Annotated in this window: 17 protein-coding genes; 14 read left to right on the forward strand and 3 right to left on the reverse strand. The window is 45.5% G+C overall.

Going from position 1 to position 14,795, the window contains the following annotated elements; genetic code table 11:
- Positions 1-106 precede the first annotated feature (106 nt).
- The 8 genes from OKX56_RS12655 (at position 107) to OKX56_RS12690 (ending at position 5,387) form a co-directional block, all read left to right on the forward strand.
- A complete protein-coding gene (locus OKX56_RS12655; protein ID WP_287896692.1) occupies positions 107-298 on the forward strand; it encodes an aspartyl-phosphate phosphatase Spo0E family protein in 192 nt (63 codons plus the stop codon).
- A gap of 131 nt (positions 299-429) precedes the next feature.
- Positions 430-759, forward strand: coding sequence for a plasmid mobilization protein (locus tag OKX56_RS12660; RefSeq protein WP_287896694.1), 330 nt, complete (start codon positions 430-432; stop codon positions 757-759).
- Positions 760-762: 3 nt separating this feature from the next.
- Entirely contained in the window at positions 763-2,160 is a 1,398-nt protein-coding gene (locus OKX56_RS12665) for a relaxase/mobilization nuclease domain-containing protein (protein WP_287896696.1), read from the forward strand.
- Positions 2,111-2,782, forward strand: a complete 672-nt coding sequence (locus OKX56_RS12670; protein ID WP_287896698.1) for a PcfB family protein — start codon at positions 2,111-2,113, stop codon at positions 2,780-2,782. The genes OKX56_RS12665 and OKX56_RS12670 overlap by 50 nt, the downstream gene beginning before the upstream one ends.
- Positions 2,783-2,821: 39 nt before the next feature.
- Positions 2,822-3,070, forward strand: a complete 249-nt coding sequence (locus tag OKX56_RS12675) for a hypothetical protein (protein WP_502851341.1) — start codon at positions 2,822-2,824, stop codon at positions 3,068-3,070.
- Complete coding sequence (locus tag OKX56_RS12680; protein ID WP_287896699.1) at positions 3,057-4,820, forward strand: VirD4-like conjugal transfer protein, CD1115 family; 1,764 nt, start codon at positions 3,057-3,059, stop codon at positions 4,818-4,820. The genes OKX56_RS12675 and OKX56_RS12680 overlap by 14 nt, the downstream gene beginning before the upstream one ends.
- A 52-nt stretch (positions 4,821-4,872) precedes the next feature.
- A complete protein-coding gene (locus OKX56_RS12685; RefSeq protein ID WP_287896851.1) occupies positions 4,873-5,154 on the forward strand; it encodes a glutamyl-tRNA amidotransferase in 282 nt (93 codons plus the stop codon).
- Between the two features lie 5 nt (positions 5,155-5,159).
- Positions 5,160-5,387: a hypothetical protein gene (locus OKX56_RS12690; protein ID WP_287896701.1), complete on the forward strand. Its 228-nt coding sequence runs from the start codon at positions 5,160-5,162 to the stop codon at positions 5,385-5,387.
- A gap of 265 nt (positions 5,388-5,652) precedes the next feature.
- On the opposite strand, the gene OKX56_RS12695 is transcribed toward OKX56_RS12690, so the two are convergent.
- Both OKX56_RS12695 and OKX56_RS12700 read right to left on the reverse strand, forming a co-directional pair.
- Positions 5,653-6,606, reverse strand: a complete 954-nt coding sequence (locus OKX56_RS12695; RefSeq protein ID WP_287896703.1) for a DUF1848 domain-containing protein — start codon at positions 6,604-6,606, stop codon at positions 5,653-5,655.
- A gap of 4 nt (positions 6,607-6,610) precedes the next feature.
- Complete coding sequence (locus tag OKX56_RS12700; protein WP_287896705.1) at positions 6,611-7,507, reverse strand: hypothetical protein; 897 nt, start codon at positions 7,505-7,507, stop codon at positions 6,611-6,613.
- Between the two features lie 453 nt (positions 7,508-7,960).
- Between OKX56_RS12700 and OKX56_RS12705 the strand changes: the two genes are divergently transcribed.
- Positions 7,961-8,800 carry a VirB6/TrbL-like conjugal transfer protein, CD1112 family gene (locus OKX56_RS12705; RefSeq protein ID WP_287896707.1) on the forward strand — a complete coding sequence of 280 codons (840 nt, stop codon included), beginning with the start codon at positions 7,961-7,963 and terminating at the stop codon, positions 8,798-8,800.
- Between the two features lie 30 nt (positions 8,801-8,830).
- On the opposite strand, the gene OKX56_RS12710 is transcribed toward OKX56_RS12705, so the two are convergent.
- Complete coding sequence (locus OKX56_RS12710) at positions 8,831-9,247, reverse strand: hypothetical protein (RefSeq protein ID WP_287896709.1); 417 nt, start codon at positions 9,245-9,247, stop codon at positions 8,831-8,833.
- 91 nt (positions 9,248-9,338) lie between these two features.
- Between OKX56_RS12710 and OKX56_RS12715 the strand changes: the two genes are divergently transcribed.
- From OKX56_RS12715 to OKX56_RS12735, 5 genes are all read left to right on the forward strand, one after another.
- Positions 9,339-9,536 (forward strand): hypothetical protein, encoded by a 198-nt coding sequence (locus OKX56_RS12715; RefSeq protein WP_287896711.1) that lies wholly within the window; start codon positions 9,339-9,341, stop codon positions 9,534-9,536.
- Positions 9,537-9,593: 57 nt separating this feature from the next.
- Positions 9,594-9,959: a PrgI family protein gene (locus OKX56_RS12720; RefSeq protein WP_287896713.1), complete on the forward strand. Its 366-nt coding sequence runs from the start codon at positions 9,594-9,596 to the stop codon at positions 9,957-9,959.
- The gene (locus OKX56_RS12725; protein ID WP_287896715.1) at positions 9,952-12,288 is read left to right on the forward strand and encodes a VirB4-like conjugal transfer ATPase, CD1110 family; all 2,337 of its coding nucleotides are present in this window, start codon (positions 9,952-9,954) and stop codon (positions 12,286-12,288) included. Before OKX56_RS12720 ends, OKX56_RS12725 begins: the two co-directional genes overlap by 8 nt.
- Positions 12,289-12,357: 69 nt before the next feature.
- Complete coding sequence (locus OKX56_RS12730) at positions 12,358-12,765, forward strand: DUF6075 family protein (RefSeq protein WP_287896717.1); 408 nt, start codon at positions 12,358-12,360, stop codon at positions 12,763-12,765.
- 43 nt (positions 12,766-12,808) lie between these two features.
- Positions 12,809-14,734 carry a C40 family peptidase gene (locus OKX56_RS12735; RefSeq protein ID WP_287896719.1) on the forward strand — a complete coding sequence of 642 codons (1,926 nt, stop codon included), beginning with the start codon at positions 12,809-12,811 and terminating at the stop codon, positions 14,732-14,734.
- Positions 14,735-14,795: the final 61 nt, after the last annotated feature.

A 14,795-nucleotide genomic window follows, 5' to 3' on the forward strand; every position in this document is an offset into this window, starting at 1 on the left:
AATCTAAAAATGTTATATTACGACAAAAAAACCTATGGAAAAGCCATATAATCTTATTGTAAAATTGTATTCGTGAGTTTTCGTAAGAAGGAGTTAAAAGTTACCAATGGAAAGCCAAATCAAACAGCTGCTTGAAATTATCGAAGATATGAAAATCGATCTGAACCAGCTGGGGAGTTGTAAACCTCTTACTGATCCTGATGTTGTAAATCTAAGTGAGAAGTTGGATAAATTATTAAACCAGTATTATAAAATGCTTAATATTAGGAGAAGCTGGGAATCAAATAAAATTGCTTAACTATATATGATAAAGCGTTTTTCCCTGAAAACGGCCAGATGAATTACTAAATTCAACTGGTTGTTTTTTTTGCTGTCTTATTGATGCAAACTATAGACTTGCCAATCCAAAGCAAAGGAGATGAAATGGCGATGAGAAGACGCAACATCCGTGTCCAGGTCTGGCTCGATCAGGAAGAAAAGAAAAAACTGCAAGCCGGGGCCAAAAAGTCTGGGCTATCCAGGGAAACCTACCTGCGTATCCTTATAAACGGCTTTGTACCCAAAGAGCTACCTCCGGCTGATTATCATGCCGTGATGAGGGAACTTCATGCCATCGGCAATAATCTGAATCAAATCGCGGCCAAGGTCAATGCCACGGGACATATTGATAGAACTGTTTTTCAGGATGAAGCCAATCGTCTCCGCCAGGCGGTACTGGATATCCGCAAGGCGGTTACGTCGCCGCAAAAGCTGGAGTGAATCATGGCTGCCACAGCGATATGGGATGTTAAAGACCGGTTGGACAGGGTCATAAACTATGCCGCCAATCCCGGCAAGACTGAAAATCAGGGCTTTGCAAGCCAAAACATGCAGGGTTTGCAGAATGTACTGGAATATGCGGCGCGGGAAGATAAAACTGAAAAGCAGTATTATGTTACCGGCATCAATTGCGATCCAGCCATCGCCTATAAGCAAATGTCCCAGACCAAGCTGCAGTTTCAAAAAAAAGACGGAATTCTGGCCTTTCATGGCTACCAATCCTTTGCGCCGGGTGAAGCAACTCCGGAAATAGCCCATGCTATAGGCGTAAAGCTGGCAGAGGAACTCTGGGGCGGACGTTTTGAGGTTGTCGTTTCCACCCATTTGGACAAACATCATCTGCATAACCATTTTGTGCTGAACTCCGTTTCTTTTGCCGATGGCAAGCGCTATTACGACAACAAGGCTACTTACGCTCAATTGCGGCAGGCCTCCGACCGGCTGTGCCGGGAATACTCTCTGTCAGTCATTGGAAATCCGCAGGAGGGCAGGTCGGAACATTATTCCGAATGGAAAGCCGGACAGGAAGGCAAGCCCACCTGGCGGGGGCTGATTCGCGAAGATGTAGACAAGGCAATCGGCGAATCCATGACCTTCACGCAGTTTATTGCTACTCTCCGAAAACAGGGTTATGAAGTTAAAACAGGCGTAAAATATATCGCGGTTCGTCCGCAGGGCAAGCAACGCTTTGTCCGGCTGAAGACTCTTGGAAACGGTTACAGTGAAGATGTTATTAAGGAGAGGATACTTCAAAACCGAATTCCTAAGAAGCAGGAGGTTCTGCAGGAGCCCAAACGAAAACGCATTGCCGCCGGAAGAAGTTCTGACCTGAAAAAGACCAGAAAACTCAAGGGCTTGCAGGGGTTATACTTCCACTACTTATATAAAATGGGGGTTTTGCCGAAGCATACCGCGTCCAGGAAAAGGACGCATTTTTTATTGCGGGAAGATATCCGTTATTTAGGAGAATTAACCGCTCAGATTAGGCTGCTTTTCAAGCATCGGATTGAAAATGCTGAGCAGCTTTTAGGCTATCAATCCATCCTCGAGCAGGAAATGGCCGGCTTGTCAGCAGAACGCAAATCTCTTTACCGTCTCCTGCGCCGCTGTAGAGACAACGTGCAGACTGCCGAATACAAACAGCAAATTGCCGGGCTTTCCAAGAAGCTGTCCCGACTCCGGAAGGAGACGAAGCTTTGTAGGGGCATCCAATTCCGTTCTGAAGAGATGAAGGAGAAACTGTCCAAGATAAAACTTGAGGAAAATGAGAAACAAAGGGAGGAAAAAGAGCATGAACAGCGGAGCCGAAGCAGCCGATCAAATGGTCAATATGAGCCTTAAAGGGATTGAAGTAGTTGCTAAAATCTCGGGAGCGGGAGCGAAAAACCTTGCCACTTATCTTTATGCAGTCCTGAGAGACCAGAAAAAGACCAAAGGAAAAACCCGACTGGAAGGGCTTTTACGAAGCGGCAAGGAGTTGAAAGTCTTTGCGGTTAAAAACGAAGATTTGCAAAAGTTTTCGCAGGAGGCCAAGCGCTACGGAGTTCTGTACTGCGTTCTGTTGGATAAAAAAAACCTGGACGGAATGTGCGACCTCATGGTGCGGGCAGAAGACGCCGCCAAAATCAACCGTATTGTGGAACGTTTAAAGCTGGCAACCGTGGATACGGCCAGTATCAAGAGCGAAATCGAGAAGACCAGAGCCGCAAAGGATATGCAGAAAGAGCCGGTTGACAACCCAAACCCTATGACGGCGAAGACGGAGAAATCCCGTCCGTCCGAGCCTATCTCCGGGCGCAGCGTGAAAGCCGCCGAGGGTGCTGAGCGTCCGAAAAAATCCATTCGTGAAGAACTACGGGAAATCAAAAATGCTCAGAAGGAGCAGGCGGAAAAACTGAGAGGGTTTCCTGTTAGGGAACAACCGCAAGCCGGAAGGCAGAATACCGGTCGTCAAGGGCGGTAGGTAAAATTTCCAAAATCAAAGCCGAAAGAGAGGTAAGGCTTGATTAAGATCCATAACCAACCGTTAGCTGGAACCAAAAAAGTGAGGAGGAAAGTCATGAAAGATGAGGAACGGGTACTTACCCTGGACACTTATGAGCAAGGTGTAATGGTCAATGCCTTAAACGAACTCAGGAACGACTTGATTCAAGAAAAACGTCCGACCGACGCAGTGGATGAACTGCTGATTAAAACCATTGACGCCCCGGCTAAAAAACTGAGACGAAGGCACCAAGATGAGGCGCGCTGAGACCGCAAGGAGCACCTTGATACTCTTTGCGGTTTTTTTAATTCCTGTAGTCTGGGCGGCCCTGCTGACTGCCCCGGCCATATCGGGCGGGCTTCCGGAAATTATCGCTAAGCTCACGGCAGCGTTGGAGAATCCCTTTGACATTATATGGGTAAATGATTCCCCTAAGTGTATCCTGATATTTATTTGCTCTTATGGTCTTGGTATTGGAATTTACCTTACCACCAAACGCAATTACCGGCGGAGGGAGGAGCACGGCAGCGCCCGCTGGGGCGGCTCTGCAGCTGTCAATAAAAAATACAGAGATAAAGAGCGGTTCCAAAATAAAATCCTGACCAAGAACGTTCGTATCGGGCTGAACGGCAGGAAGCACAGAAGAAATTTAAACGTGCTGGTAGTCGGAGGCTCCGGCTCAGGCAAGACCCGATTCTACGCAAAGCCCAATGTAATGCAGGCGAATACTTCCTTTGTCGTGCTCGACCCCAAGGGGGAAATCCTGCGGGATACTGGCAATCTACTCAAAGCCAAAGGCTATGAAATCAAGGTATTGGATTTAATCAATATGCACCTTTCCCATTGCTACAACCCCTTTGCCTATTTGCAGGACGACAAAGATGTTCTTAAGCTGGTGACCAACCTGATTCGCAACACCACGCCCAAAGGCTCCAATACCAACGACCCCTTTTGGGAGCGGTCCGAAACCGCCCTCTTGGAGGCTTTGATGTTGTACCTGCTGTATGAAGCCCCGCCAAAGGAACAAAATTTTTCGATGGTCATGGAATTAATTGCTGCCGCTGAAGTCCGGGAGGAAGACGAAACTTACCAAAGTCCGCTGGACGAGCTATTTGAACGGCTAGAAATGCGGGAGCCGGAACACCTGGCTGTCAAGCAGTACAACATTTTTAAGCTGGCAGCGGGCAAGACCGCCAAATCCATCCTGATCAGCCTGGGTGTCCGCCTGGAAAAGTTCAATCTTGCCTCCATCGCCGGTATCACCAATACCGATGAGTTGGAACTAACATCCATAGGAGAGCGCAAGACGGCGCTTTTTGCTGTCATACCTGACAATGACTCGTCCTTTAATTTCATTGTCGGTATGCTCTATACCCAGCTTTTCCAGCAGCTTTATTTCCTGGCCGACAGCGTGCACGGCGGGCGGCTTCCGGTGCATGTCCATTTTGTTATGGATGAATTTAGCAATGTCGCTTTGCCGGACGAGTTTGACAAGCTGCTTTCCACCGTGCGCTCCCGGGAGATCAGCGTGTCCATTATCCTGCAAAACTTAGCGCAGTTGAAAGCCCTGTTTAAAGACAGCTGGGAATCCATTGTCGGCAACTGCGACGAGTTTCTGTATTTGGGCGGCAATGAGCAGTCAACGCATAAATATGTGTCGGAGCTATTAGGCAAGGAAACCATTGATGTCAATAGTTACGGGCAGAGCAGGGGCAGGAACGGCAGCTATTCTACGAATTACCAGCTATCCGGGCGCGAGCTTCTGACTCCCGATGAAGTACGGATGCTGGATAACCGTTATGCTTTACTGTTTATACGAGGGGAACGGGCGGTACTGGATGACAAGTACGATATCCTAAAACACCCCAATCTGAAGCTGACTGTCGACGGGGGCAGTCAGCCATACCGGCATGGAGGGACGGAAAACGCTCTGGATTGGAAGACAATAAACCTAAATGGAGAAGGGGATTACGAGCTTCTCAGCGGGGAAGAGCTAGAAGTCCTTTTGCAGTCCTAAAAAATAGCTTTGGAGGTGGTAACTTTTGAAAGTGTTTAAAAAAACAAAAAAAATGTTTGCGCTAAGTTGCTTGATAGCGCAGATAATTGTTGTCGTTCCCGCGACTGCTTACGCGGCGGGCGATCCGTTGACAGTCGTCAACAACTTGTCAGACTTTATCTTCGGACTCATTCGCGCCATCGGGATGATTCTTTTAGGTTTCGGCATCGTACAGATCGGCCTTTCCCTTAAATCCCACGACCCGTCCCAGCGGGCCAACGGTTTCCTGACGCTGGCCGGCGGTGTAATTATTACATTTGCCAAAGAGATCCTTACCCTGATTACAGGAGGTTGATCGCCATGCTTAATAACTATCCCATCAATGGAAAAATGCATATTCATTCATTGAACGGTGAATTGCGGGAAGCGACTATTCTCAAAAGGCTGGGTGACAATGATTATCTAGCCGAATTTAACGGCGTTAAGTGCCATGCAATCTACAATCCGTTTGTCAATAAATTCTACGTGGATGACAAGTATGGCGTCATCAAAGACAAAATACCCGGCAGGAATGAACCGTGCCGGTAACGGATCATCAAGACAAGCCCGCGCTATACACGCGGGCTTGTCTTGAGAATGAGGCGGGAAGTATAAACTCCCAAATAAAAATGATTTCTACAAAAACTATCATGCATGGCAAATTGCCGATAACGTCCCGTGTATTGTCGAAGCCAACCACATTCATCTTCGCGTAGTTTTGGCATTAGTTAAATGAAGTTGGTCGCGCCCTCAGATTCAGAGGTCGACAGAACGTCGACCCCTAAAAAATATGTTATCCTTTAAGCGAACCAATTCATTGTATAGAATCATCTGAGAACAAACTTAATTGAGCTACCTTTAAAGATTTAACTTCCCTATCATTGATGACATCCTGATTATCAATTTCACCACAGAGCAAAGGAGACTTCTTGTCGTACTTTGCAAAATTATTCTTAACAGTATTAAGATTATGATTGGCATAACAATATTTACAACCATTCAAACATGTATTATATAAACCTATATCAATACTTGCCACACAACCGCATTCTAATCGTTGATTTTTGTCTTTCTCAACATTAATAGGATTATCAATAATCCGTGAAATCAGTTTTGCATCAATACAACTTGCATGAGTGATACCAAAGTCAATAAGTTCAATATCTTCTGCGCATGTTTCTATTTTTAGTCCACAGTCTGAAGCAATTTTTGATAGGCTTTTTGCAAGCATTCGCTTATCAGATAATTGCATATCTACAATATTAAGGCTTTTAATATTACTATTTATTTTATCGTAAAAATCCATAAAGCTGATCGTACATTTTTCAGTATAATCTTGAAGATGCTTTGCCAGCTTTTCAAAATACTCAACATGGTATTCAATTGTATATTTGTCGCTAAGGAAAATCGGATCATAACGCCAAATAACTTTTTCCGGACCAATTTTATCTGATAACTTTTTAAAAGTATCAATCACTTCAGTACTTTTAAACGGTACATTTTCTTCTATGTCCTTATCATAGGAATTAAGTGTAAATTGAAAATAATATTTATAGTCTTGTAGTAGTTCGAGCTTTTGAATCATTGGTTTAGGGTTTTTAGTCCAAAAAACTATACAGTCTACAACATCAGGAGATAAATTTATCTTGCTCACTTTGTGAATATTCATTGGATTACGAACTAACACATATTTTTCTTTTATACGGTTTAAAAACCAATCTGAAAAATATGTCGGAATATCAGTCCTGCGACTAGCACTAATAATCATACAATTACCCTCTCTCAAATGATATAATTTGGTATCTAATAGTTGTGGGTTTTAAAACAGGCCATCTAGTAAGTAATGTCGCACAATCAGTATCACAATTTTCTCCATTATCGATATAGTTCTTACATGATTGATTTAAAATTTTAATAATTTCTATTGCATCATCAGGGAATACAAAATCACCGTCATAATATCTTATTCCTTTGGTCTCATCCTTAAAGCTTGTAAATACATTATACCTATCCTCAGTATGATAACCATTTCGTTGAATAGCAGACATTAATTGACTTGTCCTCGAAATATCTCTTTCCATACTAAATTGATCGACTCGTAAAGATATTAACAAATGGAAGTTATCTTTAGTTATCTCTTTATTTTGAAAATTTTCACATATAATTTCAAAATCTCTATGAGAGAATTCACTTATCGATTTTGGGAACATATAAACGTCAAAACCTAATGATGGTGATTCATTAACCCAGTCTGCCCCATTCTGTTGATATAACCAAACGTTATCCTTCTTTCTTGCCAAGAATTTATATTCCCAATCAATTAGATCCGAACCAACATATGTAACCACGCATTTTCTTTGACCTGTTTCGATTAATGCTTGCAGTAGTGACCAGTAGTCTACAATCGTACCACATCCTAAAGACAACACAGAAATCTCATTTGGAAAGTTCTTTCTATCTAATAAAGATAAATACATTCTTTTGTACTCAAACGCATATGCAAAAGCGTATCGAAGTAAATATAACTGTTGAATAGGAATAATTGAATAATCTGGTATAAGCCCTGAATTAAAATTTACGCTTTTCAAATCACACAGACAGGGCTTTCGTTTTATATACTTTTTAAAATCATACAATACTTCTTCAAGGTATTCTTCAATTGTAACCATTTTTTCCTCCTAATAAGTTCCTTTATTCATTATCAAATTATATTTAAACTAAAAAGCGAATCCCGCCTGTTCGCGCCAGGACGGCGTAGCCTTCGTGACCAAGTTTATTTGGCAACTATAACCGAACGTACATTTTTGTATTCCCCGTATTTATTGAATAAAAATATTTCATAAATTCTCCCTTTAATACCATAATTCGGCTTATGGCAAAAATAACCTTTTGTTTATGCCTTCTTTAAAACCATAATTTTTTCATATACAGCATTTTCTAAGTTCTATTTCTTGTTATCCTCATACACATAGTATATTGCGATGTGAAAAAAAAGAAAAAATAAAAAGAATTTACGATATAAATTAATCATGTACCGGCATTACCTATGAAAAGAATAAGAAATTAAGGGGAACAAACAAATACAAAGTCTGTTCCCTATTTTTTTTGGAGGTGGTTAATCTGTGTCAAGCGGCAGCTGGGTCATCGACAATCTCAATAACGCCCTGGCAACCTGGAATGCAAAGCTGGCGGAGATACTTCAAATCATTACCCAATCGCCGGAGGAATTTAAAGGCGGCAGAATTTGGAATGTCATCGTCAATATTCACGGCGCGTTGCAGGCCGTCGGCATGGCCCTGCTGGTGCTGTTTTTTGTCATCGGCGTAGTCAAAACCTGCGGCAGCCTGGCAGAAGTCAAGAAGCCTGAACACGCTTTGAAGCTATTCATCAGGTTCGCATTGGCCAAAGCTGTTGTAACCTACGGGCTGGAACTAATGATGTCACTATTCAGCATTGTACAGGGGATTATCTCCACCATTATGAGCAGTGCAGGTTTTGGGACAGTCAATCAGAGTGTTATGCCGGATACAATTGTCCAGGCTGTTGAGAATTGCGGTTTTTTAGAGAGTATCCCTTTGTGGGCGGTCACTCTACTCGGGGGCTTATTCATCACCGTACTGTCTTTCATTATGATCATGACGGTGTACGGCAGGTTTTTTAAGCTCTATTTATATACGGCTATCGCCCCTGTGCCGCTGGCCTCATTTGCAGGGGAGCCGAGCCAGAGTATCGGCGTATCCTTTTTGAAAAGCTATGCAGCCGCCTGTCTGGAAGGGGCGATTATTATCCTTGCCTGTATTATCTTCTCGGTCTTTGCAGCTTCCCCGCCGGTTGTGGACACCGGTGTCAGTGCTGTGACTATGGTATGGTCCTATGTCGGTGAACTAATTTTCAATATGCTGGTGCTGGTGGGCGCGGTAAAGATGGCTGACCGCGTGGTACGGGAGATGATGGGATTATGAGATGATGCTGGACGTGAAAATCCAGTATCCTTATATATCGTTGAACGAAGTAGCCTGCCCATAGATAACAGGCTCCCCAGTTCTTGGATCAAGCAAGTCTCCCTGTCCGTTAAACTGAATTTTATCGAGAGGTACGCCCATTTCTCTAGCCCGCTGGATTTGCCATGCGACATCATCTTCAAGATATTTCTCGTCACGTCTGCGTCGTATCGTCTTTATAAGCGATATAATCCAGCTTAACGCGGTTAAGCCAATGACGATATACAATCCCATTAGAACCAACTGCTCATGTTCCATTGTCCATCGTGTGAAAAACGTGCTGACAACAGCGATGAGCAGATAAATAAGCGGAATACCAAGCCGGAGCTTTCCGGCTATTTTAAATAACGAAGAAATAATAAACAATCCTGCCGTAAGGCATAGGGATATAATTGCCGCGATTGACATAATCGTTCACTCCTTTCCTATGCTCATTATCCCGTATTCAGGAATAAAATGGAAGTTTATTGTTTTAAATAGTACAATCGGAGGTCTCCGCATGAAAAAAGAAAGCTTAAATGACAAGCTGGAAAAAGAAAAGGAAAAACTCCATAAGCTTGGAGAAGAAGCCATGAAAAAAGGCATTCCCTTAAGAGGGGATGAGGCTTTTATGAAGCAAAACTTCAAGGTTGACGAGTTGGTATATAAGATTCAGAAGGAGAAAGAAAAATACAGGAAGAACCAAAACGAAAGATAAGAATCCGAACGGCGCTTTGTTTTAAGGGGCTGTTTTTTGTTTGGAGGCGGCTAAGTTATGGAAGTCAAAATCAACCGGGAGATCCGGGATTATACCGAAAGCTTGTTTTTTGGACTGTCCATGCGGCAGTTTATTTTTTCGCTCCTGGCCGTTGGCATTGCCGTCGGCATCTACTTCGGGCTGCGGAATGTCTTAGGAACGGAAACGGTGAGTTGGGTATGTATTTTAGGGGCGTTCCCCTTTGCGGCGATGGGGTTTATCCGTTACCACGGTATGACGGCGGAACAGTTTTTATGGGCCTACCTTAAGTCAGAGTTTCTCCTGCCCAAAAAACTATCTTTCTACCCGACGAATGTTTATTACGAAGCACTGAAGCAGACGATTCAAGACAAGGAAAGGGAGGAATTAAAACGCCATGATTAAGACCCTGAAGAAAATTATCAAGCAGGATAAAGAGAAGTTTGTTATCCCCAAAGGCGTACAGCAGGCTATCCCGATCAAGGCCGTCTGGCCGGACGGAATTTTCAAGGCAGGCAACAAGTTTTCTAAATCCTTTCGCTTTACGGACATCAATTACGCGGTAGCCTCCAAAGAAGACAAGGAAGCGATGTTCCTGTCCTATTCCGAGTTGCTCAATTCCTTAGACAGCGGAGCGACTACTAAAATAACCATCAACAACCGCCGCTTGAACAAAACGGACTTCGAGAACTCCATCCTCATTCCGCTTAGGGACGACGGGCTGGACGAATACCGTGGGGAATACAACCGGATGCTCTTAGACAAAGCCACAGGCGTAAGCAACATTGTCCAGGACAAGTACGTGACCGTATCCGTACTTAAAAAGAATATTGAGGAAGCGCGGAACTATTTTTCCCGCATCGGCGCGGACCTGGTTACCCATTTTTCCCACTTGGGTTCCAAATGTGTAGAGCTGGACGCGGGCGACCGCCTGCGTATCCTGCATGATTTTTTCCGCCCCGGAGAGGAAACGTATTTCCGGTTCGACCTAATTGAGACTATGCGAAAAGGGCACGATTTCAAGGATTATATTTGTCCGGACACCTTCGAATTTGAAAAAGACCATTTCCGTATGGGGGGCAAATTCGGGCGCGTCATTTTCTTAAGGGAATACGCCAGCTACATCAAAGACAGCATGGTGTCCGAGCTTTGCGACTTGAACCGCAGCATGATGCTCTCTTTGGATATTATCCCCATTCCCACGGATGAAGCTGTACGGGAGGTCGAAAACAGGCTGCTGGGGGTGGAAACCAACATCACCAACTGGCAGCGGCGGCAAAACCAGAACAATAACTTTTCTGCCGTCGTACCCTACGATATGGAGCAGCAGCGCAAAGAGAGCAAGGATTTCCTGGACGACCTCACCACCCGCGACCAGCGGATGATGTTTGCGGTGCTGACCATGGTGCATGTTGCAGACAGCAAGGAGCAGCTGGACAGTGATACTGAAACCCTGCTGACTACGGCGCGGAAGCATCTCTGCCAGTTTGCCGCCCTGACGTTCCAGCAGATGGACGGGTTGAATACGGTGCTTCCCCTGGGCTTAAGAAAAATTGAAGCGATCCGGACACTGACCACCGAGAGCACGGCGGTTTTTATTCCTTTCCGGGCGCAGGAGATTTCTCACAGCGGCGGCATTTACTACGGGCAGAATGTTATTTCCAAGAACATGATTATTGCCAACCGCAAATGTCTTCTCAATGGTAATTCCTTTGTTTTAGGCGTTTCCGGCTCCGGCAAGAGTTTTACCGCCAAGCGGGAGATTGTCAACCAGATCCTGTCCAGCGATGACGATATAGTTCTGATTGACCCGGAAAGGGAATATTCGCTTTTGGTTAAGGCCATGGGCGGCGAGATCATCCATATTTCAGCGACTTCCCAGAACCATATCAATGCGATGGATATGAACAAAGATTATGGGGACGGAGCCAACCCCGTCATCCTGAAATCCGAATTTGTCCTATCATTATGTGAGCAGCTGATCGGCGGCCAAAACCTGGGGGCCAAGCAGAAGTCCCTGATTGACCGCTGCACAGCCAGTGTCTACCGTAAGTACCTCCAAAGCAATTTTCAGGCTCCTGCACCTACCCTGCAGGATTTTCACGCCGAACTTTTAAAGCAGGGCGAGCCGGAAGCCCAGGAAATTGCCCTGGCTATTGAACTGTTCACCAGCGGCAGTCTGAATACTTTCGCCAAGCCGACCAATGTGGACGTCAACAACCGCCTGATCTGCTACGACATCCTGGACTTGGGCAAGCAGCTTTTGCCTATCGGCATGCTGGTGGTCCTGGACAGCATCCTGAACCGGATTACGCAGAACAGAGCTAAGGGAAAGAACACTTTTATTATCATTGATGAAATCTACCTGTTGTTTCAGCATGAGTATTCCGCCAACTTCCTTTTCACCCTGTGGAAGCGCGTTAGGAAGTATGGAGCCTTTTGCACAGGCATAACCCAGAACGTCGATGATTTGCTGCAGAGCCACACGGCGAGAACGATGCTGGCCAACAGCGAATTCATTGTCATGCTCAACCAGGCCTCCACCGACAGGATGGAGCTGGCCAGGCTCTTAAATATTTCCGACCTTCAGCTCAGCTACATCACCAACGTCGACGCGGGGAACGGGCTCATTAAGGTAGGAAGTTCTCTGGTACCCTTTACCGACCAATTTCCGCACAACACGAGGCTTTACCGATTGATGACCACAAAACTGGGTGAGCAGGCGGAAGTCTAATTCTATAAGTTTATTGAGGAAAGCCGAGTACGAAACGACGGCTTTTTATCATATTGGGAGGAAAAACCAATGGAAAATACTAGGTTCGCAAGCAAAGAACATGAGAATTTTTATTACGATATGCTCGCGGCGGCGGGCAATACCGACGTCTACCACAGATCTTTTTTCTACGCCATGGGAATTAGCAAGGAAACAAGGGAGCATATCCGTTCCTTATTTGACTTTAAGGAAAATTGCATCAAACCGCAAAACCTTGCGGCTGCTTGGCAGACCGGAGGAACTATTCGGTTGTGCCGTCTGGCCTTTAATCTTTGGAACGGATGGACGGAGGAGGGAAAAGAAAGATACTCGGCGCCGTATGAACTTTTTGACTGCCGTTTTGCACCCTACTTTTTTGAAGCGATCCGGCTGCGCTATCCGGAATATTGCCAGGGCCAGGATTACCCAAGGATGCAGCTTTCCGTAATGGAGCGGTAAATTCTTCAAAAGATTAGAATTCAGCGGGGAAGGAGGTGGGGTAATGAAAGAGATAAGGACGAAATCAACGATTAAAGATATAAAGATGTTGGATAAGGCCTCGGATATGTCCCATAAGATGAAAAACGCCTATATCCGTACGAAAGAACAGGCTGAACAGACTGACCATAACAAAGAGAGCAGCTATGTGGATGATGCGGTGGGCAAAGTAAAAGACGGTTCGGAAACAGTCGGACGAAAAGCGGCAGCTGCGGGAGAGTACGGCAAAAACACGGTTAGGAAAATAAAAAGATGGCGGGGAGGGGAAACAAATACCTCGCATACGATTGCTCATGGGAACCAGCCAGGGCGTACTTCTGAAACCGGAGTCCATGTTTCAAGGACAGAGCAAAAACTTGTTTATAGCAAAGGGATTCAGACGACTAAGGAAAAAACTGCTCAAGCTCAGACAAGACGGATGGCTGAACGGCGAATGGGACAGATCTTGCACAACCCCGTCTTCCAACGCTCAGAAAAAGCAGCGTTGCATACTGACAAAACATACGGCCAAACAGGTCGCAGGATCAAGCAACTTAACGCAACGAGCAGTAAAAACATAAAGCAAGCGGCCAGGGGTATGGTTAAAACGGCGCAAAAAAGGACCAAGACCGCTGAACGCAGTGCCAAAACGGCTATAAAGACGTCGCAATCAGCAACTCGGACTGCCGTTAAAACCGCCCAATCTAGCCAAAGGGCGGCGCAGGCAGCCCGGGCCGCAACGAAAGCAGCGACGGCCTCAGCTAAGGCAGCGGCAAAAACAATGCTGGCTACAATTAAAGCGATCATTGCGGCCTTAAAGAGCCTGATAGCTTTGATTGCCGCAGGCGGCTGGGCTGCCGTAGTGGTTATCCTCCTGATATGCCTTGTGGGGCTTATGGCAAGCTCCGTTTTCGGAATTTTCTTTTCCAACGAAGGCGCCGGCAAGAACACGCCGGTAATGTCGGAGGCCGTCAGTCGGCTGAACGGAGAATTCACGGCAAAACTGGAACAGATAGAGAGGGAAAACCCGCATGACACGCTGGATTTGTCCAACAACGGCAGCAGCAATATGGTCGGCAACTGGCGGGACATCCTGGCGGTTTACGCGGTGAAGGTGGCCGCCGATCCGAAAAAAGGCATGCAGGTCGCCACCCTTGACGACACAAAGGTGGAAATCCTGCGGGACATCTTTTGGGATATGAACAAAATCGACTACTGGTTGGAAACGATTGAGCATTCGGATGGAGAAACGACCAGCACCGAGACTGTTTTGCATATCCGGGTAACCGCAAAATCTTATGTGAACATGATCGTCCTGTACCGTTTCAATCCGCAGCAAGTGGGGATGGTGAATGAGCTAATACAGGACAAATACCGGGAGCTGTTTGCAAGGCTAATCGGTAGCTATACGAATATTACTCTCTCTCCCTGGGAAATCGCTGCAATTTTACAAAATCTTCCGCCTGATTTGGACGAGCAGCGCAAAAATGTGGTGCTGGCCGCTTATTCCCTTACCGGCAAAGTCAGTTATTTTTGGGGCGGCAAATCCACAGTCCTTGGCTGGGACAGCCGGTGGGGAACACTTGCCAAGGTAACAGCCGAGGGAAGCCCTACTACCGGAACCGTGCGGTCTTTCGGTTTGGATTGCTCCGGCTATGTGGCATGGGTATTCGTCAACGCGGTAGGAAATACAGGTACGGCGGAGATAATTGGAACAGGAACTTCAAGTCAGTATGCCGCCTGTACGCCGGTAAACTGGAGCAGCGCACAACCGGGGGATCTGGCGTTCTATCCTGACTTAAGCCATGTGGGCATCATTGTGGGAAAGCAAAACGGAAATCTGCTGATTGCCAATTGCAATGCCGGGGAGAACAATGTAGCGGTAACCCGTGTTTCCGGTGCAAGTTCTTCAGGTTTCTATATGATTGGCAGGCCTGAGTTTTTTGAATAGTTTCACTCGAAAAATATGAGTATTCTGCTTTGCTGGATTAAACCAATGCTTATTGGATGAG

The sequence above is a fragment of the Dehalobacter sp. genome (assembly GCF_030063005.1).
GTDB lineage: Bacteria > Bacillota > Desulfitobacteriia > Desulfitobacteriales > Syntrophobotulaceae > Dehalobacter > Dehalobacter restrictus.

Bases quoted from the DNA above. Each gene is read 5' to 3' on its own strand.
- OKX56_RS12655 (WP_287896692.1), top strand. From the start codon at position 107: ATGGAAAGCCAAATCAAACAGCTGCTTGAAATTATCGAAGATATGAAA.
- OKX56_RS12660 (WP_287896694.1), top strand. From the start codon at position 430: ATGAGAAGACGCAACATCCGTGTCCAGGTCTGGCTCGATCAGGAAGAA.
- OKX56_RS12665 (WP_287896696.1), top strand. From the start codon at position 763: ATGGCTGCCACAGCGATATGGGATGTTAAAGACCGGTTGGACAGGGTC.
- OKX56_RS12670 (WP_287896698.1), top strand. From the start codon at position 2,111: ATGAACAGCGGAGCCGAAGCAGCCGATCAAATGGTCAATATGAGCCTT.
- OKX56_RS12680 (WP_287896699.1), top strand. From the start codon at position 3,057: ATGAGGCGCGCTGAGACCGCAAGGAGCACCTTGATACTCTTTGCGGTT.
- OKX56_RS12685 (WP_287896851.1), top strand. From the start codon at position 4,873: ATGTTTGCGCTAAGTTGCTTGATAGCGCAGATAATTGTTGTCGTTCCC.
- OKX56_RS12690 (WP_287896701.1), top strand. From the start codon at position 5,160: ATGCTTAATAACTATCCCATCAATGGAAAAATGCATATTCATTCATTG.
- OKX56_RS12695 (WP_287896703.1), bottom strand. From the start codon at position 6,606: ATGATTATTAGTGCTAGTCGCAGGACTGATATTCCGACATATTTTTCA.
- OKX56_RS12700 (WP_287896705.1), bottom strand. From the start codon at position 7,507: ATGGTTACAATTGAAGAATACCTTGAAGAAGTATTGTATGATTTTAAA.
- OKX56_RS12710 (WP_287896709.1), bottom strand. From the start codon at position 9,247: ATGTCAATCGCGGCAATTATATCCCTATGCCTTACGGCAGGATTGTTT.
- OKX56_RS12715 (WP_287896711.1), top strand. From the start codon at position 9,339: ATGAAAAAAGAAAGCTTAAATGACAAGCTGGAAAAAGAAAAGGAAAAA.
- OKX56_RS12720 (WP_287896713.1), top strand. From the start codon at position 9,594: ATGGAAGTCAAAATCAACCGGGAGATCCGGGATTATACCGAAAGCTTG.
- OKX56_RS12725 (WP_287896715.1), top strand. From the start codon at position 9,952: ATGATTAAGACCCTGAAGAAAATTATCAAGCAGGATAAAGAGAAGTTT.
- OKX56_RS12730 (WP_287896717.1), top strand. From the start codon at position 12,358: ATGGAAAATACTAGGTTCGCAAGCAAAGAACATGAGAATTTTTATTAC.
- OKX56_RS12735 (WP_287896719.1), top strand. From the start codon at position 12,809: ATGAAAGAGATAAGGACGAAATCAACGATTAAAGATATAAAGATGTTG.